Here is a 13,634-nt window from a genome sequence, read left to right as displayed (position 1 = left end):
CGCCGTGTTCGCCTTGATCAACGACGTCGAACGGGTCGTAACCTGCCTGCCCGGGGCGACCCTGGAGGGACAGGAGGGTGAAGCCTACCGCGGGAGGGTGCGCTTCAAGGTCGGCCCGATTAGTGCGACCTACGCGGGTACGGTGCGCTTCACCGACGTCGACGAGGGGGCGCGAACGCTGCGCCTGTCGGCACGAGGAGCGGATGCGCACGGCAACGGTGACGCGGAGGCCGACGTGACGCTCGTTGTCGGAGAGGCCTCCGGCGGCGCGAGGATGGACCTGCGCACCGACCTGTCGGTACGCGGGAAGATCGCACAGTTCGGCAAGGGCGCGATCAGTTCGGTGTCCACGCGCCTGCTCGACCAGTTCGCCCGCAACCTCGGCGAGCTGCTGCAGCAGCCTGCCGGTGCGACGGCGATTGCCGAGCCTGTGCAGTCTGCGGGGACAGCAGGCGAGCCCGCTGTCCAGCCGGATGCCGTCGACGGACTGGCCATGCTCGTCCCGCCCGGAATACGGCGCTACGCACCCCTTGCCGGTGTGGCGGCGGTGGCATTCGTCCAGGCTGGTTGCTCGGCCGGCTGCGCGGTCAGAATCGCTTGATCAAGGAGTTGCAGCATGGCCGCCGATGACCCGTCCGGTCTGCACGGCGCCGCGACCGACGAGACCTACGCCCGCGCCGGGTTCGGAGCACACGTCCCTCGCGGACCACGGCCCGCGGTGATCGTCGTGGACCTGACCCGGGGTTTCACCGAACCGGCGTTCCCCTCGGGCGCCGACCTCACTGCGGAGGTCGCGGCGAGTGCCGAACTGGTGGCACAGGCGCGGCGCGCCGGCGTCCCGGTGATCTACACGGCGATCAGTTACACACCGGCCGAGGCGGGTGGCGACAGTATCGCGTGGCTGCGCAAGGCCCCGGGTATGCGTGCGTTGACTGACGGGAGCGACGCCGTCGCGCTCGATCCGCGCCTCGACGTGATCGACACCGACCACCTCGTGGTGAAGAAGGGCGCGTCGGCCTTCCACAGCACAGGCTTGGCCGCGCTGCTGACCGGACTGGGGGTCGACACGGCGGTGGTCTGCGGGGCCACGACGTCCGGCTGTGTTCGCGCGACCGCGGTCGACGCCGTCCAATCGGGACTGAACACGCTGGTGGTCCGCGACGGATGCGGCGACCGCGCCCAGGGGCCGCACGAGGCGGCGTTGTTCGACCTGCACGCCAAGTACGCCGACGTGGTCGGACTGGCCGAGGCACTGCGCTACCTCCGGTCGATCGGTTGACGCGGGAAGCGTCGACCCGCCGGGGTCCCTCAGGAGAGAACACAGCATTCCCGAGTACGAGGTGGTTTTCGTGAGTACAGCCGTCCCGCCGATCTCCGTCGAGGCGCCGACCGCACGCACTATCAGCCAGCCTGCACTGGCCGATCTCGCCGACATCCCGGCGACCAGCCGGTGGGTCACCGCCGGATCGGTGCGCCTGCACGTCCTCGACTACGGACCATCGGACGCAGTTCCGGTGCTCATCATTCCGGGAATCACGAGCCCCGCCGTGACCATGGATTTCGTCGCACGGGAACTGACCGACCTGGTTCGGCCCCTGATCCTCGACGTGCGAGGGCGGGGACTGTCGGACAGCGCCCCGGAGACCGACGGCGCACTGCTGGGCTACGACCTGGCCACCTACGCCTCCGATGTGGACGCCGTCATCGCGGGACTCGGGTTGGGCGAGCCGATTCTGGTGGGACATTCGATGGGAGCGCGCATCGCCGCGGTCGCCGCTGCGGAGGCACGGGCGACCTGCGGGGCACGGTTCTGGTCGACCCGCCGATGAGCGGGCCGGGCCGCGGGACGTACCCCACAACCCTGCAGGCGTTCCTCGGGCAGCTCGAGCAGGCCCGCCGGGGCACGACGGCCGACGAGGTGGCGCAGGTGTGGTCCCGGTGGCCACGCCGGGAACAGGAACTGCGCGCACGCTGGCTCGCGTCCTGTTCGCGCACGGCCCTCGAGGCGACGCACGCCGGGTTCGAGTCCGAGGACTTCTTCACCACGTGGCCGCACGTCTCCGGGCCGACGACGCTCGTGTACGGCGGGGAGAGTCCCGTGGTGACCGCCGATGGGGCGGCGGAGGCACGTCGGGCCCACCCGTCGGCCGCTGTGGTGGAGGTTCCGGCTGCGGGGCACATGGTGTTCTGGGACCGACCGGTGGAGAGCGTGTCGGTCCTCCGGGAGTGTCTGCTGTCGATCCGCTGAGCCACCGCGGCCCCCTTCCGGCGGGCCACCCCTCCGGCGGCGGATCAGGCGGGTGGGGTGGGGAAGCCGCCGACGGACTTCTCGTAGGCGTCGGCGACGGTGAGGACGGTGGCGTCGGCGAAGCGCCCGCCGACGATCATCAGGCCTGTCGGGAGGCCGTTCACCAGGCCGGCCGGCACCGTGCACGCCGGGTGGCCCGACACGTCGAACGGGGCGCAGTTGGCCAGCATGCTCAGCGCCGTCGACAGGTACATCTCGAGCGGTGCGTCCGGATCGGGCAGCGGACGCGCGGTGTAGGGCACCGTGGGCATGACGAGGACGTCGTGGGTGCTCAGGGCGTCGTCGTAGGCCCTGCGCAGTTCGTACGCCAGGTTGCGCGCCATGGCGTAGTACTTGCCGCCACCGACTTCGAACGTGTAGCGCCCGGACAATCCGACGAGCTTGACCGTCTTCGACAGTTCGGCGCCGTGGGTGATCCGGTTCGCGGCGTAGTGCGCGATGAGTTCGGGGTCGTAGAGACCCCACGAGTTCATGCCGTAGGCGTTGCCGTCGACCATCTGGAACGCCGCGCCCTCGGTGGCGATGACGTTCCACACCGCCATCGCGTCGGCGTGCCACGGGATCGACACCTCCTCGACGATCGCGCCCGCCTCCCGCAGCGTGTCGATCGCGGACCGCACCGCGTCGTCGACCCCCGGTTCGGCGCCGTCGAGCCCGAACCCCTCGGACAGGACGCCCACACGCATGCCGGTGACGTCGCCGGTCAACGCGGCCAGGTGGTCGACGCGGTCCAGGTGCGTCGGCTGCCGCGGGTCGTAACCGTCGACGCCGGCGAGCACGTCGAGCATCGCGGCCGCATCGGCGACCGTCCGCGTCATGGGCCCGAGGTGGTCGATCGTCTGCTCGATGGGGAACGCGCCGGTGTACGGCACGAGTCCGTGCGTCGGCTTGTGTCCGACCCCGCCGCAGAACGCGCTCGGCATCCGCACCGAACCGCCCTGGTCGCCGCCGAGCGCGAGGTCGACCGCGCCGCTGGTGACCAGTGCCGCGCTGCCCGACGACGAACCGCCCGCGTTGCGCGCGGTGTCCCACGGATTGCGCACCGGCCCCGGCCAGGACGTGAAGCTGCCCCCGGAGAAACACAGGTCCTCGCACACGGCCTTGCCGGTGATCGTGGCGCCCGCCTCCAGCAGGCGGGTCACCACGGTCGCATCGCGGGAAGGCACGAAACCCTCGACCGTGCGCGAGCCGTTCATCATCGGCACGCCGGCGACCGCGACGTTGTCCTTGACCGCCACCGTGCGGCCGGCGAGCGGACCGCCCGCGGCGCCCTCGATCGACGTCGTGACGTACCAGGCGCCGAACGGGTTGTCGGCCGGTTCGGACCAGTCCCGTTCGGGCGGTGCCGGCGCGGACGCGGCGTAGAGCTGCTCGACCCGTTCCGGTGCACCGAGCGTGCCCGCCACCGCAGGCGCGAACTCGGCCAGTTCCGCGGGCGTCAGTCCGAAGGAGAAATGTTCGTCGAGTTCGGCCAGTCGGTCGTTGTCCGGGGGAGGTATCGACATGCCGGCTCCTCGATTCGCGGTCGATCCGTCGCCTGTGGCGAAGTTACGAGCGCCGTCGTGGGGTGTCAACGCGTGGGAGAATGGACGTCCGGGCAGTGTTGTGACGACCAGGGGGTGGGGAGTTGCCCGATACGGAGCTGAGACGGGCGTTGGCGGATCATGCCGGCGACATGGTCGTGTGGCTGGGGACGGTGACCGCGGCCGGTCGGCCGACGGTGCGTCCGGTGTGGTTCGTCGTCGACGACGGGAGGCTCGTGACGTTCTCTGCGCCGCGGGCGGCGAAGGTTCGGCACCTCGCCCGGAATCGGCACGTCGTGCTGAGTTTCCCCACCGACGCGCACGCCCGGAACGTGCGGGTGATCGACGGGACCGCCGAGGTCGATGCCGACGGGCCGCGCGCGTCGGCCATGCCCGGATTCCTGGACAAGTACGAACACCTCTACGCCGGACTCGGCTACGACCGCGCCGGATTCGACGCCGCACTGTCGACGCGCATCACGATCACCCCCACTCGCACGTGGGGTTGGTGAACCGCGGCCGGCGAACCGCCGCCGGCGACTCAAGCAGTGCGCTTAGGGTGGGCCGGTGATCGATCGAGCAGGTGGGCGGCTGCGCGCGTGGGCCGGGCTGGTGGTGGTCTTCGGCGCGGCGTCCGCGCTGTTCGCCGTGGCGGGACTGCCGTCGCCGTACCTGTTCGCGGGCGTCGTCGCCGGCGCCGTGGTGACTGGCCGGGCGCCACGAGATCACTCTGCCGAACGTCGGGCGGCGCACCGGCATGGCCGTCATCGGCGTCGCCGCCGGCTCCATGTTGGACGCCGGCCTCCTGCGTACCCTCGCCGCCCAGCCGGTGCTGCTGCTGTCCGGCGTGGTGCTGACGCTGCTGGTGACCATGGGCATCGGGCAGGTGCTGCGGCTGTCCCCGCACGTCGACGCCTCGACGGCCGTGTTCGCCTCGATCGCGGGCGGCGCGTCCGGGGTGTCGGCCTCGGCTCGCGAGGTCGGCGCCGACGAGGTCACCGTGCTGGCCGTGCAGTACTTCCGGGTGCTGTTCATCCTGCTGACCCTGCCGGTGGTGTCGACGGTCCTCGGCGCGGACGCGACGCGACGTCGAGGCGACCGGCGCCGGCTGGTCCGGGCTGGCGTTCACCGCGGTGGCGCTGGCCGCCGGGTTCGCCGTGACGAGCGTCGTGCGGTTCACCGCCTCCGGCCTCGTCGTGCCGCTCGTCATCGCGGCGGCACTGGCGGCGTCGGGACTGTTCACCACCACCGCGACACCCGAACCGGTGCTCGCCGTCGGCTACGGCCTCATCGGCGTCATGGTGGGACTGTCGTTCACCAGGGCGACCCTGCGGCGGCTCGTCATGCTCATGCCGCTGGTGCTCGTGCAGGTCGTGCTCAGCGTCGCCGTGTGCGCCGCGATCGGGTTCGGCTTCGCCGACATCGCGGGCATCAGCATGCTCGACGGCTACCTCGCGACCACACCCGGCGGCCTGCCCGCCGTCACCGCCGTGGCGCTCGGCTCGGCGACCAACGTCGGCCTGGTCATCGCGATGCAACTCGTCCGCGTGTTCATCGCACTGCTGATGCTGCCCGTCCTGGGCCGGTTCGTGCGCGGCCGGGGCGAGCCGGACGGCGGTTAGGCACCGTCCGGCAGGCGGAGCACCCGGTCGTCGCCGTCGGCGGGCGAACCCCGGCCGTCGGTGTTGTTGGTCAGCACCCACAGCTGGCCGTCCGGGGTGCGCGCCACGTCGCGCAGCCGGCCGTACTCGCCGGACAGCAGTTCCTCCGACGTCGTCGGATCGGCGACGGGAACGGTGAAGAGCCGCTCGCCGCGCAGGTTCGCGATGTAGATGGTGCCGTCGGCGATCTCGATGCCGCTCGGACTCGACTCGTCGGGCGTCCACTGCTGCACCGGATCGACGAACCGGTCGTCCCCGCCGATGCCCTCGACGTCGGGCCAGCCGTAGTTGGCGCCCGGTTCGATGACGTTGAGCTCGTCCCACGTGTCGGCGCCGAACTCGGAGGCGAACATCGTGCCGTCCTCCGACCACGCGATACCCTGCGGATTGCGGTGCCCGTAGCTGTAGACCGGGGAATCCTCGAAAGGGTTGTCCTCGGGAATGCCGCCCTCGGGCGTGAGACGCAGGATCTTGCCCGCGAGGCTGTCCGGGTTCTGCGCGTCCTCGGGGATTCCCGCATCACCCACCGTCGCGTACAGCATGCCGTCCGGGCCGAACGCGATCCGCCCGCCCGAGTGGTAGACCGCCGACGGCAGGCCGTCGATGACCGTCTCCGGCTCGCCGAGCGACAGCGAACCCGGCTGACCGTCCACTGTGAACCGTTGGATGCGGTTACCGTCGTGGGCCGTGGAGTAGACGTACAGCTCGTCGCCGTCGACCTCGAGGCCGAGCAGCCCGGACTCGCCGCCGGCCTCGACGCCCTCGACGGTGCCGACGACGCGCGTCGAGTCACCGGTGAGTTCGAGGATCTGCCCGGTGTCGCGGGCGCTGATGAGCGGTGTGTCGTCGAGAAACGTGATCGACCACGGCGCGTCGAGGCCGGTGGTGATCGGGTCGGCCGACCCCTCGTCCGGCTCGTGCGAACCCGACCCGACGGGGGAGCAGGCAGTGAGCACGGCGAGCGCGGTCACGCTCACCGCGGCGACGGCACGGGAGACGGTCTTCGGCGCGACCCGGCGGGAGGGGACACGGCGTGGGGGGACACGGCGTGAAACGGTCATAACTCCGACATTACGGACCTACGGAAGGTGATCGGCCGGGACCCCGGGGTGACGTGCGGGCTCAGGTGCCGGCGTGCTCGGCCGGCTCGGGCAGGAGCTGGGCCGCGAGCGACCGGGCCGTGGCGGTGAGCGCGGCGGCGTCCACGCCTGTGCGGCTCATGAACACGAGGCCCTGTTGTGCGGCGAGCAGGGCACGGGCGAGTTCCGTGGCGTCGGTGTCGGCCGGCAGGTCGCCCTCGCGGCGCGCGCGGGCGACGCAGTCGGCGATCAGCTCGGTGGTCGTCTCGTAGGTGCGGTGGGCGTGCGCGAGCACGTCGGGATCGGCGGTGCCGCGTTCGCAGGTGCTGTTGGCCAGCAGGCAGCCGCGGCGGGCGTCCGGGTCGTCGGACTCGCCGACCGGCGGGTCGAGGAGGGCTCGCAGGGCGTCCAGCGCACGCGGGGTCTCGGTGAGGGTGGCGCGCAGCTGGGCGTGCATGTCGTCGGTGTAGTCGCGGAGCGTGCGCAGGAAGAGCCGGCGTTTGTCGCCGAAGGCGGCGTACAGACTGCCCTTGCCGAGGCCGCTGACGCGCATGAGGTCGTCCAGGGATGTCGCGGCGTACCCGGCGTCCCAGAACTGCTCGCGGACGGCGCTGAGCACCGTGTTCTCGTCGAACGCGCGTGGACGGCCCATGGCGCCAGGATACGCAATGTTGACCACTCGGTCCATAACTGCCTATTCTGGACCTGGCGGTCCAGAAGTCCGTCGCACATCGAACAGGAAGCAGGCAGAACATGGGCAAGCTGGACGGCAAGGTGGCGATCGTGACCGGCGGGTCTCGGGGGATCGGGGCGGCGTCGGCCCTGGCGCTGGCCGACGAGGGAGCCGACGTCGTGATCAGCTACTCGTCCTCGGCCGAGCAGGCCAAGACCGTGGTCGCCGACCTGGAGGCGAAGGGGGTGCGCGCCGCGGCCATCCAGGCCGACCAGGCGGATGCGGCGCAGGCGGCCGGGTTGATCACCGCCGTGGTCGAACGGTTCGGGAAGTTGGACATCCTGGTCAACAACGCGGCCACGAGCGGCGGTGGTCTCGTCGACGGACCGGTCGACCAGGACGACGTCGATCGCCAGCTCGCCATCAACTACACCAGCGTCGTCGCCGCGATCCGGGCGGCCGTGCCGGTGCTGCCCGAGGGTGGGCGGATCATCACCATCAGCTCGGGCGTGGCCACCCGGGCGGGATTCCAGGGGATGGCGTACTACACGGGCACGAAAGCGGCCGTCGAGGGCTTCAGCCGGGGCGCCGCACGCGACCTGGCGCAGCGGGGGATCACCGTCAACATCATCCAGCCCGGTTTCGTCGACACCGACGGCAATCCCGCGGACGGTCCCGCGGCGTCGGTGTTCCTGCCGACGGCCGCGATGGGTCGGTACGGCCGGCCGGACGAGATCGCCGCGGGTGTCGCGTTCCTGGCCAGTCCGCAGGCGTCCTACGTGACCGGCTCCGTGGTGCGGATCGACGGTGGGTACGCGGCGTAGCTCGCCGGGTCACCTGGCCGGGTGTGATGGGCCGTGCCGGCTGGCGGATTCATGCATGAAAGCTAATGTGTGGCCCCGGACGTGAACAACGACGACGGGTGAGAACTATGACCACGGCACACACCCAGCACGCGGGCCACGACCATCAGCACGGCGAGGGCTGCGGCCACGTGGCCGTCCCGCACGGCGACCACGTCGACTACGCCCACGACGGGCACCTGCACCGGCTGCACGACGGCCACGTCGACGAGTGCGAACCGGCCGGGCACGAGGCCCACGGCGGGCACGACCACGAGCACGGCGAGGGCTGCGGCCACGTCGCCGTCCCGCACGGCGACCACGTCGACTACATCCACGACGGACATCGCCACGCCGCCCACGGCGACCACTACGACGAACACTGAACCGAACGGAATTGCGCTGCGGGGCGGCGCCGCTCAGATCCGGGCGGTGCTGCCCCGCGGCGTGAGTATCGGCGTCAGTACGACGTCCTTCGCGGCGGCGCGCTTGTCGTCGAGCCGCTCGGCGCACGCCTGGACGGCGCATTCGGCCAGTGCCGCCGCGTCCTGACGCACCGTCGTCAGGCCCACATAGGACAACCGGGACGCGCGCGTGTCGTCGTAGCCGACGATCGACACGTCGTCGGGGCAGCGGACGCCGGCGCGACCGAACGTGTGCAACAGACCCTCGGCGCAGCTGTCGTTGGCGGCGAACACGGCCGTCGGCAGGGTCTCGCGGCCGAGTAGTTCCCGCGCCGCGCGGGCACCGGATTCCTCGGTGTAGTCGCCGGGCAGCACCTCGGCGTACTCGTCGAGCCGGTGCGCGCGCATGCGTTCGCGGTAGCCGCGGCGCCGGTCGGCCGATCCGGGCAGGGCGGCCGCGTCGACGTGCACGATCCGGCGGTGGCCCAGCTCGGCGAGATGATCCACGGCGAGCCGGGCGCCGTCGACGTCGTCGACGCGCACGCTGTCGATGCCCGGCGCGCCCGTGTGCTGCCCGATCTCCACGACCGGCACCTGTTCGGCGACCTTCGTCAGATGCGCGGGCGCCTCGACCGACAACCCGATGAGGATCACGGCCTCGCAGCGCAGTCCGAGCAGCTCGTCGACCGCCTGCCGCACCCCGCGCGTCGGCAGGATGGCACCCAGCACGATGCTGTAGTCGAGCCCGGCCGCGGCGGCGTAGAGCCCCTCGATCACGAGCGGGTCCAGCGAGTGCTCCATCGTGAACAGCACCCCGAGCTGGCGGCTTCGCGCGCGCCGCAGCAGCTGGGCCGCCGTGTCGGCCTGGAACCCGAGGTCCTCGGCCGCGCGCAACACGTGCTCGCGGGTGCCGGCGCCCGGGCCCGGCTTGTCGCCCAGCACCAGCGACACGGTCTGTCGGGACACGCCCGCCCGCGCGGCGACGTCCGACATCGTGGGTCGCTTCGCGGCGTCGAATGAGCCGTCGTCGGACCGCGGCATCCGTTTCTCCTGCTCCGGGCGGGTGTGTGGCGGATGCTACCGGCGCGGCGGGCCGCGCCGCGGGGGCGTGGTCCGCCGAGGCCGATCCGTGGTCCGGCGAGACAGATCACGCCGGCGGCGACTTGAACGATCCCGACGGGGCCTGCGACCCTGGACTTGGCACGTGCCAAGAGCTCCCGGTGTTGCGAGTCCGGACGTGGCCCCGTCCTCCCGCTGGACCTCCCACCCCCTCGATTCGCCGGAGAAAGGTGCTGCCCTCATGGCTTTGGCGTTGTGCGCTCTGGCGCTCGGAGCATTCGCCATCGGCACGACCGAGTTCGTGATCATGGGCCTGCTTCCGCAGGTCGCGGGCGGACTCGACGTGTCCGTGGCGACCGCGGGCAATCTCATCTCCGCCTACGCGCTCGGGGTCGTGGTCGGCGCGCCGCTGCTGGCGGCGCTCGCCACCCGCGTGGGCCGCAAACAGGCGTTGCTGCTGTTCCTCGCACTGTTCGTCGTCGGCAACATCGCGACCGTGTTCGCCCCCGGGTATGCCGGCGTGTTCGCGGCGCGGGTGATCGCCGGCCTGCCGCACGGCGCCTACCTCGGCGCGGCGAGCCTGGTCGCCGCGCAGCTGGCGGATCCGTCCCGGCAGGCGACCGCGGTGGCGCGCGTGCTGATGGGGCTGACGGTCGCCAACATCGTCGGCGTGCCCGCGGGCACGTTCCTCGGGCAGATCCTCGGCTGGCAGGCGGCGTTCCTCGTCGTCGCGGTGCTGGGCCTGCTGGCGGTGGCGGGCGTCGCCGCGTTCGTCCCGGCGTTGCCGAAGCCCGCGGGCGGCGGTCTGCGCGGAGAGGTGCGCGCGATGGGCCGGCAGCAGGTCGTGCTGGGCCTGACGACGGCGGTGTTCGGGTTCGCGGGCGTGTTCGCCGTGTACAGCTACATCTCGCCGATGCTGACCGAACTGGCCGGCATGGGCGAGAGCGCGGTGCCCGTGGTTCTGGCGTTGTTCGGTGTCGGCATGACGGCCGGTTCGCTGATCGTCGGACCGCTCGCCGACCGCGCACTGCGCCCGACGATCTACGGCGCGCTCGCCGCGCTGGCCGTGGTGCTGGCGGTGTTCTGGTTCGCGATCAACTCGCCGTGGTCGGCCGTGATCATGGCCGTCGTGCTCGGCGCCGTCGGCTTCGGTGTCACCGCACCGCTGCAGGTACTGATCATGCGTAAGGCCGGCAACGCCCCGACGTTGGCAGCGGCGTCGAACCACTCGGCGTTCAACCTCGCCAACGCCGGGGGGAGCGTGGCTCGGCGGTATCGGTATCGGTGCAGGCCTGGGCTACGCCTCGCCCGCGCTGATCGGCGCGGTCCTGGCGGTGGTCGGACTGGGCATCGCGCTCGCCGCCGGCGCCGTCGACCGGGACGGCACCGATGCGCCGGTCACGGATGGTGCCGATGACGGGGCGGCCGATGGGGCGGGGGAGCGGGTGCCCGAGCGGGTCTGACGCCGACCGAATGGCGGTGGCTTGCGGTGTTTGCGCTGCTAACGTCATAAGTTATGGGTGTTTACTCCGTGACCGGGTCGCGTCCGGGATGGGGCTCGCGACGGCCGACGCGCTCCGCGCGGCAGGGCACACCGTCGTGGGCGTCGACCTCCGCGACGCCGACGTCGTGGCCGACCTGTCGACGGTCGAGGGCCGGCGATTCGCATCGCAGGAGGTGCTCCGCCGCAGCGGTGGACGCCTCGACGGTGCCGTGTTGGCCGCCGGACTGGGGCCGATGCCCCGGCGCGAGCACGACATCGCACGCGTCAACTACCTCGGCGTCGTGGACCTGCTCGCCGCGTGGCGAGCGGCGTTGGCGGAGACGGGCGCGGCGAAGGTCGTCGTCGTGGGCAGCAACTCCACGACCGTGACACCGCTCGTACCGCGCCGCTCGGTCCGCGCGCTCCTGGCCGGCGACCCCGACCGGGCCGTCCGCGCGGTCCGCATGTTCCGAACCGGCGCCGCGCCGATGATCTACGCGGCATCGAAACTCGCCGTCAGTCGGTGGGTTCGGCGCACCGCCGTCACCCCGGCGTGGGCGGGAGCCGGCATCCGGTTGAACGTCCTCGCGCCCGGCGCCGTGCGCACACCACTGCTGGAACGCCAACTCGACAGCCCCTCGGCGCGTGCTGTCGCCGGCTTTCCCGTGCCCGCCGGCAACTACGGCGACCCCGCCCTGCTCGCGACGTGGATGACATTCATGCTCTCCGACGCCGCCGACTTCCTCGTCGGCAGCGTCGTGCTCGTCGACGGAGGCTCCGATGCCTATCTCCGGCCCGACGCCTGGCCCCGGCCCGTGCCGGCGGTGGGGTTGGTCGGCTACATCCGGAGGATGGCGGCGTTCCGTCGGCGGCGTTAGGTGTCCGTGTCAGCACCTCGCGTCGCCGTGTTAGCAGTTCGCGTCGCCGTGTCAGCGTTTTGCGGCGCTGTGTTGGCAGTTGGTGGCGTCGTTTTCGTGTTTCGGGGACAGAGGAGGCGCGCCTCGCCGGCGGGCAGGTCTCCGGGATGGTGGGGCGGCGTTGCCGCTGGTCCGAAGTGTCATCCCGTCGACCTCGGCTTTGCGTTTATCACACTGCAGTCAGGGCGCAAGGTTTTGGTTCTTGGTTCCTGTTTGGGTTTCGGTTGCGCCTGACTGCAGCGTGATGGTTGCTGTTTAGGTCGACGGGATGACACTTCGGGGTGCGGTTTTGTGGGTGGGAGTGGGGTGGTGGCGTATTTGGCCTTGCTTCGCTTCGGCGGTGGGCGTTGTTTGTGGGGGTTTGGTGGTCACTTTGAGTCAGTGCTGTGTCGCCTAGCGGGTGATGCGTCTCGCTCAGTTGTTCGGTAGTGTTGGTGTTGTGAGAGATGTTGAGGGGATCGTTGATGAGGCCCGTTCGGTGCTTGCTTTGCGGGCTCGGGCTGATGCTGCTGAGGTGTCGTTTCTGGCCTCGTTCGACTCTGGATCGTCGTCGGATTCGTGGGAGCGGCGGTCGTTGGCTGAGGCGTTGGCGCCCGAGCTTCGGTTGTCGCCGCAGGGTGTGTTGGATCGGATTCATACCGCACTGGCGTTGACTCATCGGATGCCACGGCTGCTGGCTGCCATGCACGGCGGGCAGGTGGATCGATATGGCGCTGAACGCGTGTTGAACGTTGTTGCCCCGATTTCCAATGCCGATGCTCTTGAGGTTGACCGGCTACTTGAGGAGAAGTTGTCCCGTCTGTCTCTTACTGCGTGGCAGCCGCGGAATATGGCGTGGCACGCTTCGCAGATCGTCAAGCAGGTCGATCCCGGTGCCGAGACTGCCGCCGCTCGCATGGCCCACGAAGGTCGGAAGGTGACCTTGGATCACGGCGTCTATGCCCAGTCGCGGATCTCGGCCGATCTGCCGTCCGATGTTGCCTCGGCCGCCTATGCCCGGGTGGATGCGATGGCTCGCAAGCTCCGGCTGAACGACTCCTCGCGCAACCTCGACCAGCTACGAGCGGACGTGTTCGCCGACCTGCTTCTGGGCAACGATCCTGGCGTTCAGGTGCCGCGGTCGGCGGCGACGGTCTACCTGCACATGCCGATCGACACGGCACTCTCGATGTCGGAGACGGGTGCTTCGATCGACGGGATCGGACCAATCCCGGCCACCTACGCCCGCGAGATCATGACGAACCCCAAGTCGATCTGGCGCAAGGTGCTCTGCGATCCGGCCACCGGCAGCCCGGTTGACCTGGGCCGGTCGTCCTATCGTCCGACTTCGACGATCCGCACACTCGTCGAGGTGCGGGACCGGATGTGCATCGTCCCCTGGTGCCGCAGGCCCGCCCGGCACTGCGACTTCGACCACCAGAAACAGTGGACCAAAGACCACGGCTCAACCGCCGTCGACAACGCAGGCCTACGCTGCCGCAAGCACCACCGACTCAAAAACGCCCCCGACTGGATCAACCACTACGACCCCGCCCACGGCACCTCGTCGATCACCACACCACTCGGCATCACCTACACCGACAAACGCGAAACCGTCCTCGAACCCCGACCGCCCGAACCCGACAACGCCTCCCAACCCGACGACGACGAACCGCCGCCCTTCTGACCTCGGAGGCCCGATTCGC

The 13,634-nt window shown here is 70.7% G+C and carries 14 protein-coding genes and 1 pseudogene; 11 read left to right on the top strand and 4 right to left on the bottom strand.

What is annotated here, in order from left to right:
- Positions 1-4 precede the first annotated feature (4 nt).
- The 4 genes from BJF85_RS16355 to BJF85_RS30285 all read left to right on the top strand — a co-directional run bounded on the left by BJF85_RS16355 (position 5) and on the right by BJF85_RS30285 (position 2,248).
- Positions 5-601, top strand: a complete 597-nt coding sequence (locus BJF85_RS16355; protein WP_369822197.1) for an SRPBCC family protein — start codon at positions 5-7, stop codon at positions 599-601.
- A 15-nt stretch (positions 602-616) separates the two neighbouring features.
- Positions 617-1,279: an isochorismatase family protein gene (locus BJF85_RS16350; protein ID WP_075848657.1), complete on the top strand. Its 663-nt coding sequence runs from the start codon at positions 617-619 to the stop codon at positions 1,277-1,279.
- 70 nt (positions 1,280-1,349) lie between these two features.
- A complete protein-coding gene (locus BJF85_RS30290; protein WP_255375682.1) occupies positions 1,350-1,829 on the top strand; it encodes an alpha/beta fold hydrolase in 480 nt (159 codons plus the stop codon).
- Entirely contained in the window at positions 1,826-2,248 is a 423-nt protein-coding gene (locus BJF85_RS30285) for an alpha/beta fold hydrolase (protein WP_255375681.1), read from the top strand. Before BJF85_RS30290 ends, BJF85_RS30285 begins: the two co-directional genes overlap by 4 nt.
- Before the next feature lie 44 nt (positions 2,249-2,292).
- On the opposite strand, the gene BJF85_RS16340 is transcribed toward BJF85_RS30285, so the two are convergent.
- Positions 2,293-3,813 carry an amidase gene (locus BJF85_RS16340; RefSeq protein ID WP_075848655.1) on the bottom strand — a complete coding sequence of 507 codons (1,521 nt, stop codon included), beginning with the start codon at positions 3,811-3,813 and terminating at the stop codon, positions 2,293-2,295.
- Positions 3,814-3,962: 149 nt separating this feature from the next.
- Here BJF85_RS16340 and BJF85_RS16335 point away from each other — a divergent pair, with 149 nt between their 5' ends.
- On the top strand, positions 3,963-4,343 hold the full coding sequence (locus BJF85_RS16335; RefSeq protein WP_369822196.1) for a pyridoxamine 5'-phosphate oxidase family protein: 381 nt from the start codon (positions 3,963-3,965) through the stop codon (positions 4,341-4,343).
- Positions 4,344-4,588: 245 nt separating this feature from the next.
- Positions 4,589-5,453, top strand: a pseudogene (locus tag BJF85_RS30280) (AbrB family transcriptional regulator).
- On the opposite strand, the gene BJF85_RS16320 reads toward BJF85_RS30280, so the two are convergent.
- On the bottom strand, positions 5,450-6,469 hold the full coding sequence (locus BJF85_RS16320; protein ID WP_075848649.1) for a sorbosone dehydrogenase family protein: 1,020 nt from the start codon (positions 6,467-6,469) through the stop codon (positions 5,450-5,452). The pseudogene BJF85_RS30280 and the gene BJF85_RS16320 sit on opposite strands and share 4 nt — an antisense overlap.
- 145 nt (positions 6,470-6,614) lie before the next feature.
- Positions 6,615-7,223 carry a TetR/AcrR family transcriptional regulator gene (locus BJF85_RS16315; protein WP_075848647.1) on the bottom strand — a complete coding sequence of 203 codons (609 nt, stop codon included), beginning with the start codon at positions 7,221-7,223 and terminating at the stop codon, positions 6,615-6,617.
- Between the two features lie 101 nt (positions 7,224-7,324).
- Between BJF85_RS16315 and BJF85_RS16310 the strand changes: the two genes are divergently transcribed.
- Together BJF85_RS16310 and BJF85_RS16305 are read left to right on the top strand one after the other, a co-directional pair.
- On the top strand, positions 7,325-8,068 hold the full coding sequence (locus tag BJF85_RS16310; protein ID WP_075848646.1) for an SDR family NAD(P)-dependent oxidoreductase: 744 nt from the start codon (positions 7,325-7,327) through the stop codon (positions 8,066-8,068).
- A 107-nt stretch (positions 8,069-8,175) separates the two neighbouring features.
- Positions 8,176-8,472, top strand: a complete 297-nt coding sequence (locus BJF85_RS16305) for a hypothetical protein (protein ID WP_075848644.1) — start codon at positions 8,176-8,178, stop codon at positions 8,470-8,472.
- Between the two features lie 33 nt (positions 8,473-8,505).
- Here BJF85_RS16305 and BJF85_RS16300 read toward each other — a convergent pair whose 3' ends face one another.
- Entirely contained in the window at positions 8,506-9,531 is a 1,026-nt protein-coding gene (locus BJF85_RS16300) for a LacI family DNA-binding transcriptional regulator (protein ID WP_075848642.1), read from the bottom strand.
- A gap of 259 nt (positions 9,532-9,790) precedes the next feature.
- On the opposite strand from BJF85_RS16300, the gene BJF85_RS16295 reads away from it, so the two are divergent.
- The 3 genes from BJF85_RS16295 (at position 9,791) to BJF85_RS16285 (ending at position 13,615) form a co-directional block, all read left to right on the top strand.
- Positions 9,791-10,966 carry an MFS transporter gene (locus tag BJF85_RS16295; RefSeq protein WP_369822195.1) on the top strand — a complete coding sequence of 392 codons (1,176 nt, stop codon included), beginning with the start codon at positions 9,791-9,793 and terminating at the stop codon, positions 10,964-10,966.
- Between the two features lie 134 nt (positions 10,967-11,100).
- A complete protein-coding gene (locus tag BJF85_RS16290; RefSeq protein WP_075848641.1) occupies positions 11,101-11,910 on the top strand; it encodes an SDR family oxidoreductase in 810 nt (269 codons plus the stop codon).
- 442 nt (positions 11,911-12,352) lie between these two features.
- Positions 12,353-13,615, top strand: a complete 1,263-nt coding sequence (locus BJF85_RS16285; RefSeq protein WP_083666461.1) for an HNH endonuclease signature motif containing protein — start codon at positions 12,353-12,355, stop codon at positions 13,613-13,615.
- Positions 13,616-13,634: the final 19 nt, after the last annotated feature.

Source organism: Saccharomonospora sp. CUA-673, from assembly GCF_001942305.1.
Taxonomy (GTDB): Bacteria; Actinomycetota; Actinomycetes; order Mycobacteriales; family Pseudonocardiaceae; genus Prauserella.
This window is presented reverse-complemented; position numbering and strand designations above follow the sequence as displayed.

What these genes read in the sequence shown, in the direction of transcription:
- BJF85_RS16285 (WP_083666461.1), top strand. Translation starts at nt 12,353, where the DNA reads ATGCGTCTCGCTCAGTTGTTCGGTAGTGTTGGTGTTGTGAGAGATGTT.
- BJF85_RS16340 (WP_075848655.1), bottom strand. Translation starts at nt 3,813, where the DNA reads ATGTCGATACCTCCCCCGGACAACGACCGACTGGCCGAACTCGACGAA.
- BJF85_RS16305 (WP_075848644.1), top strand. Translation starts at nt 8,176, where the DNA reads ATGACCACGGCACACACCCAGCACGCGGGCCACGACCATCAGCACGGC.
- BJF85_RS16295 (WP_369822195.1), top strand. Translation starts at nt 9,791, where the DNA reads ATGGCTTTGGCGTTGTGCGCTCTGGCGCTCGGAGCATTCGCCATCGGC.
- BJF85_RS30285 (WP_255375681.1), top strand. Translation starts at nt 1,826, where the DNA reads ATGAGCGGGCCGGGCCGCGGGACGTACCCCACAACCCTGCAGGCGTTC.
- BJF85_RS16300 (WP_075848642.1), bottom strand. Translation starts at nt 9,531, where the DNA reads ATGCCGCGGTCCGACGACGGCTCATTCGACGCCGCGAAGCGACCCACG.
- BJF85_RS16290 (WP_075848641.1), top strand. Translation starts at nt 11,101, where the DNA reads ATGGGGCTCGCGACGGCCGACGCGCTCCGCGCGGCAGGGCACACCGTC.
- BJF85_RS16310 (WP_075848646.1), top strand. Translation starts at nt 7,325, where the DNA reads ATGGGCAAGCTGGACGGCAAGGTGGCGATCGTGACCGGCGGGTCTCGG.
- BJF85_RS16315 (WP_075848647.1), bottom strand. Translation starts at nt 7,223, where the DNA reads ATGGGCCGTCCACGCGCGTTCGACGAGAACACGGTGCTCAGCGCCGTC.
- BJF85_RS16350 (WP_075848657.1), top strand. Translation starts at nt 617, where the DNA reads ATGGCCGCCGATGACCCGTCCGGTCTGCACGGCGCCGCGACCGACGAG.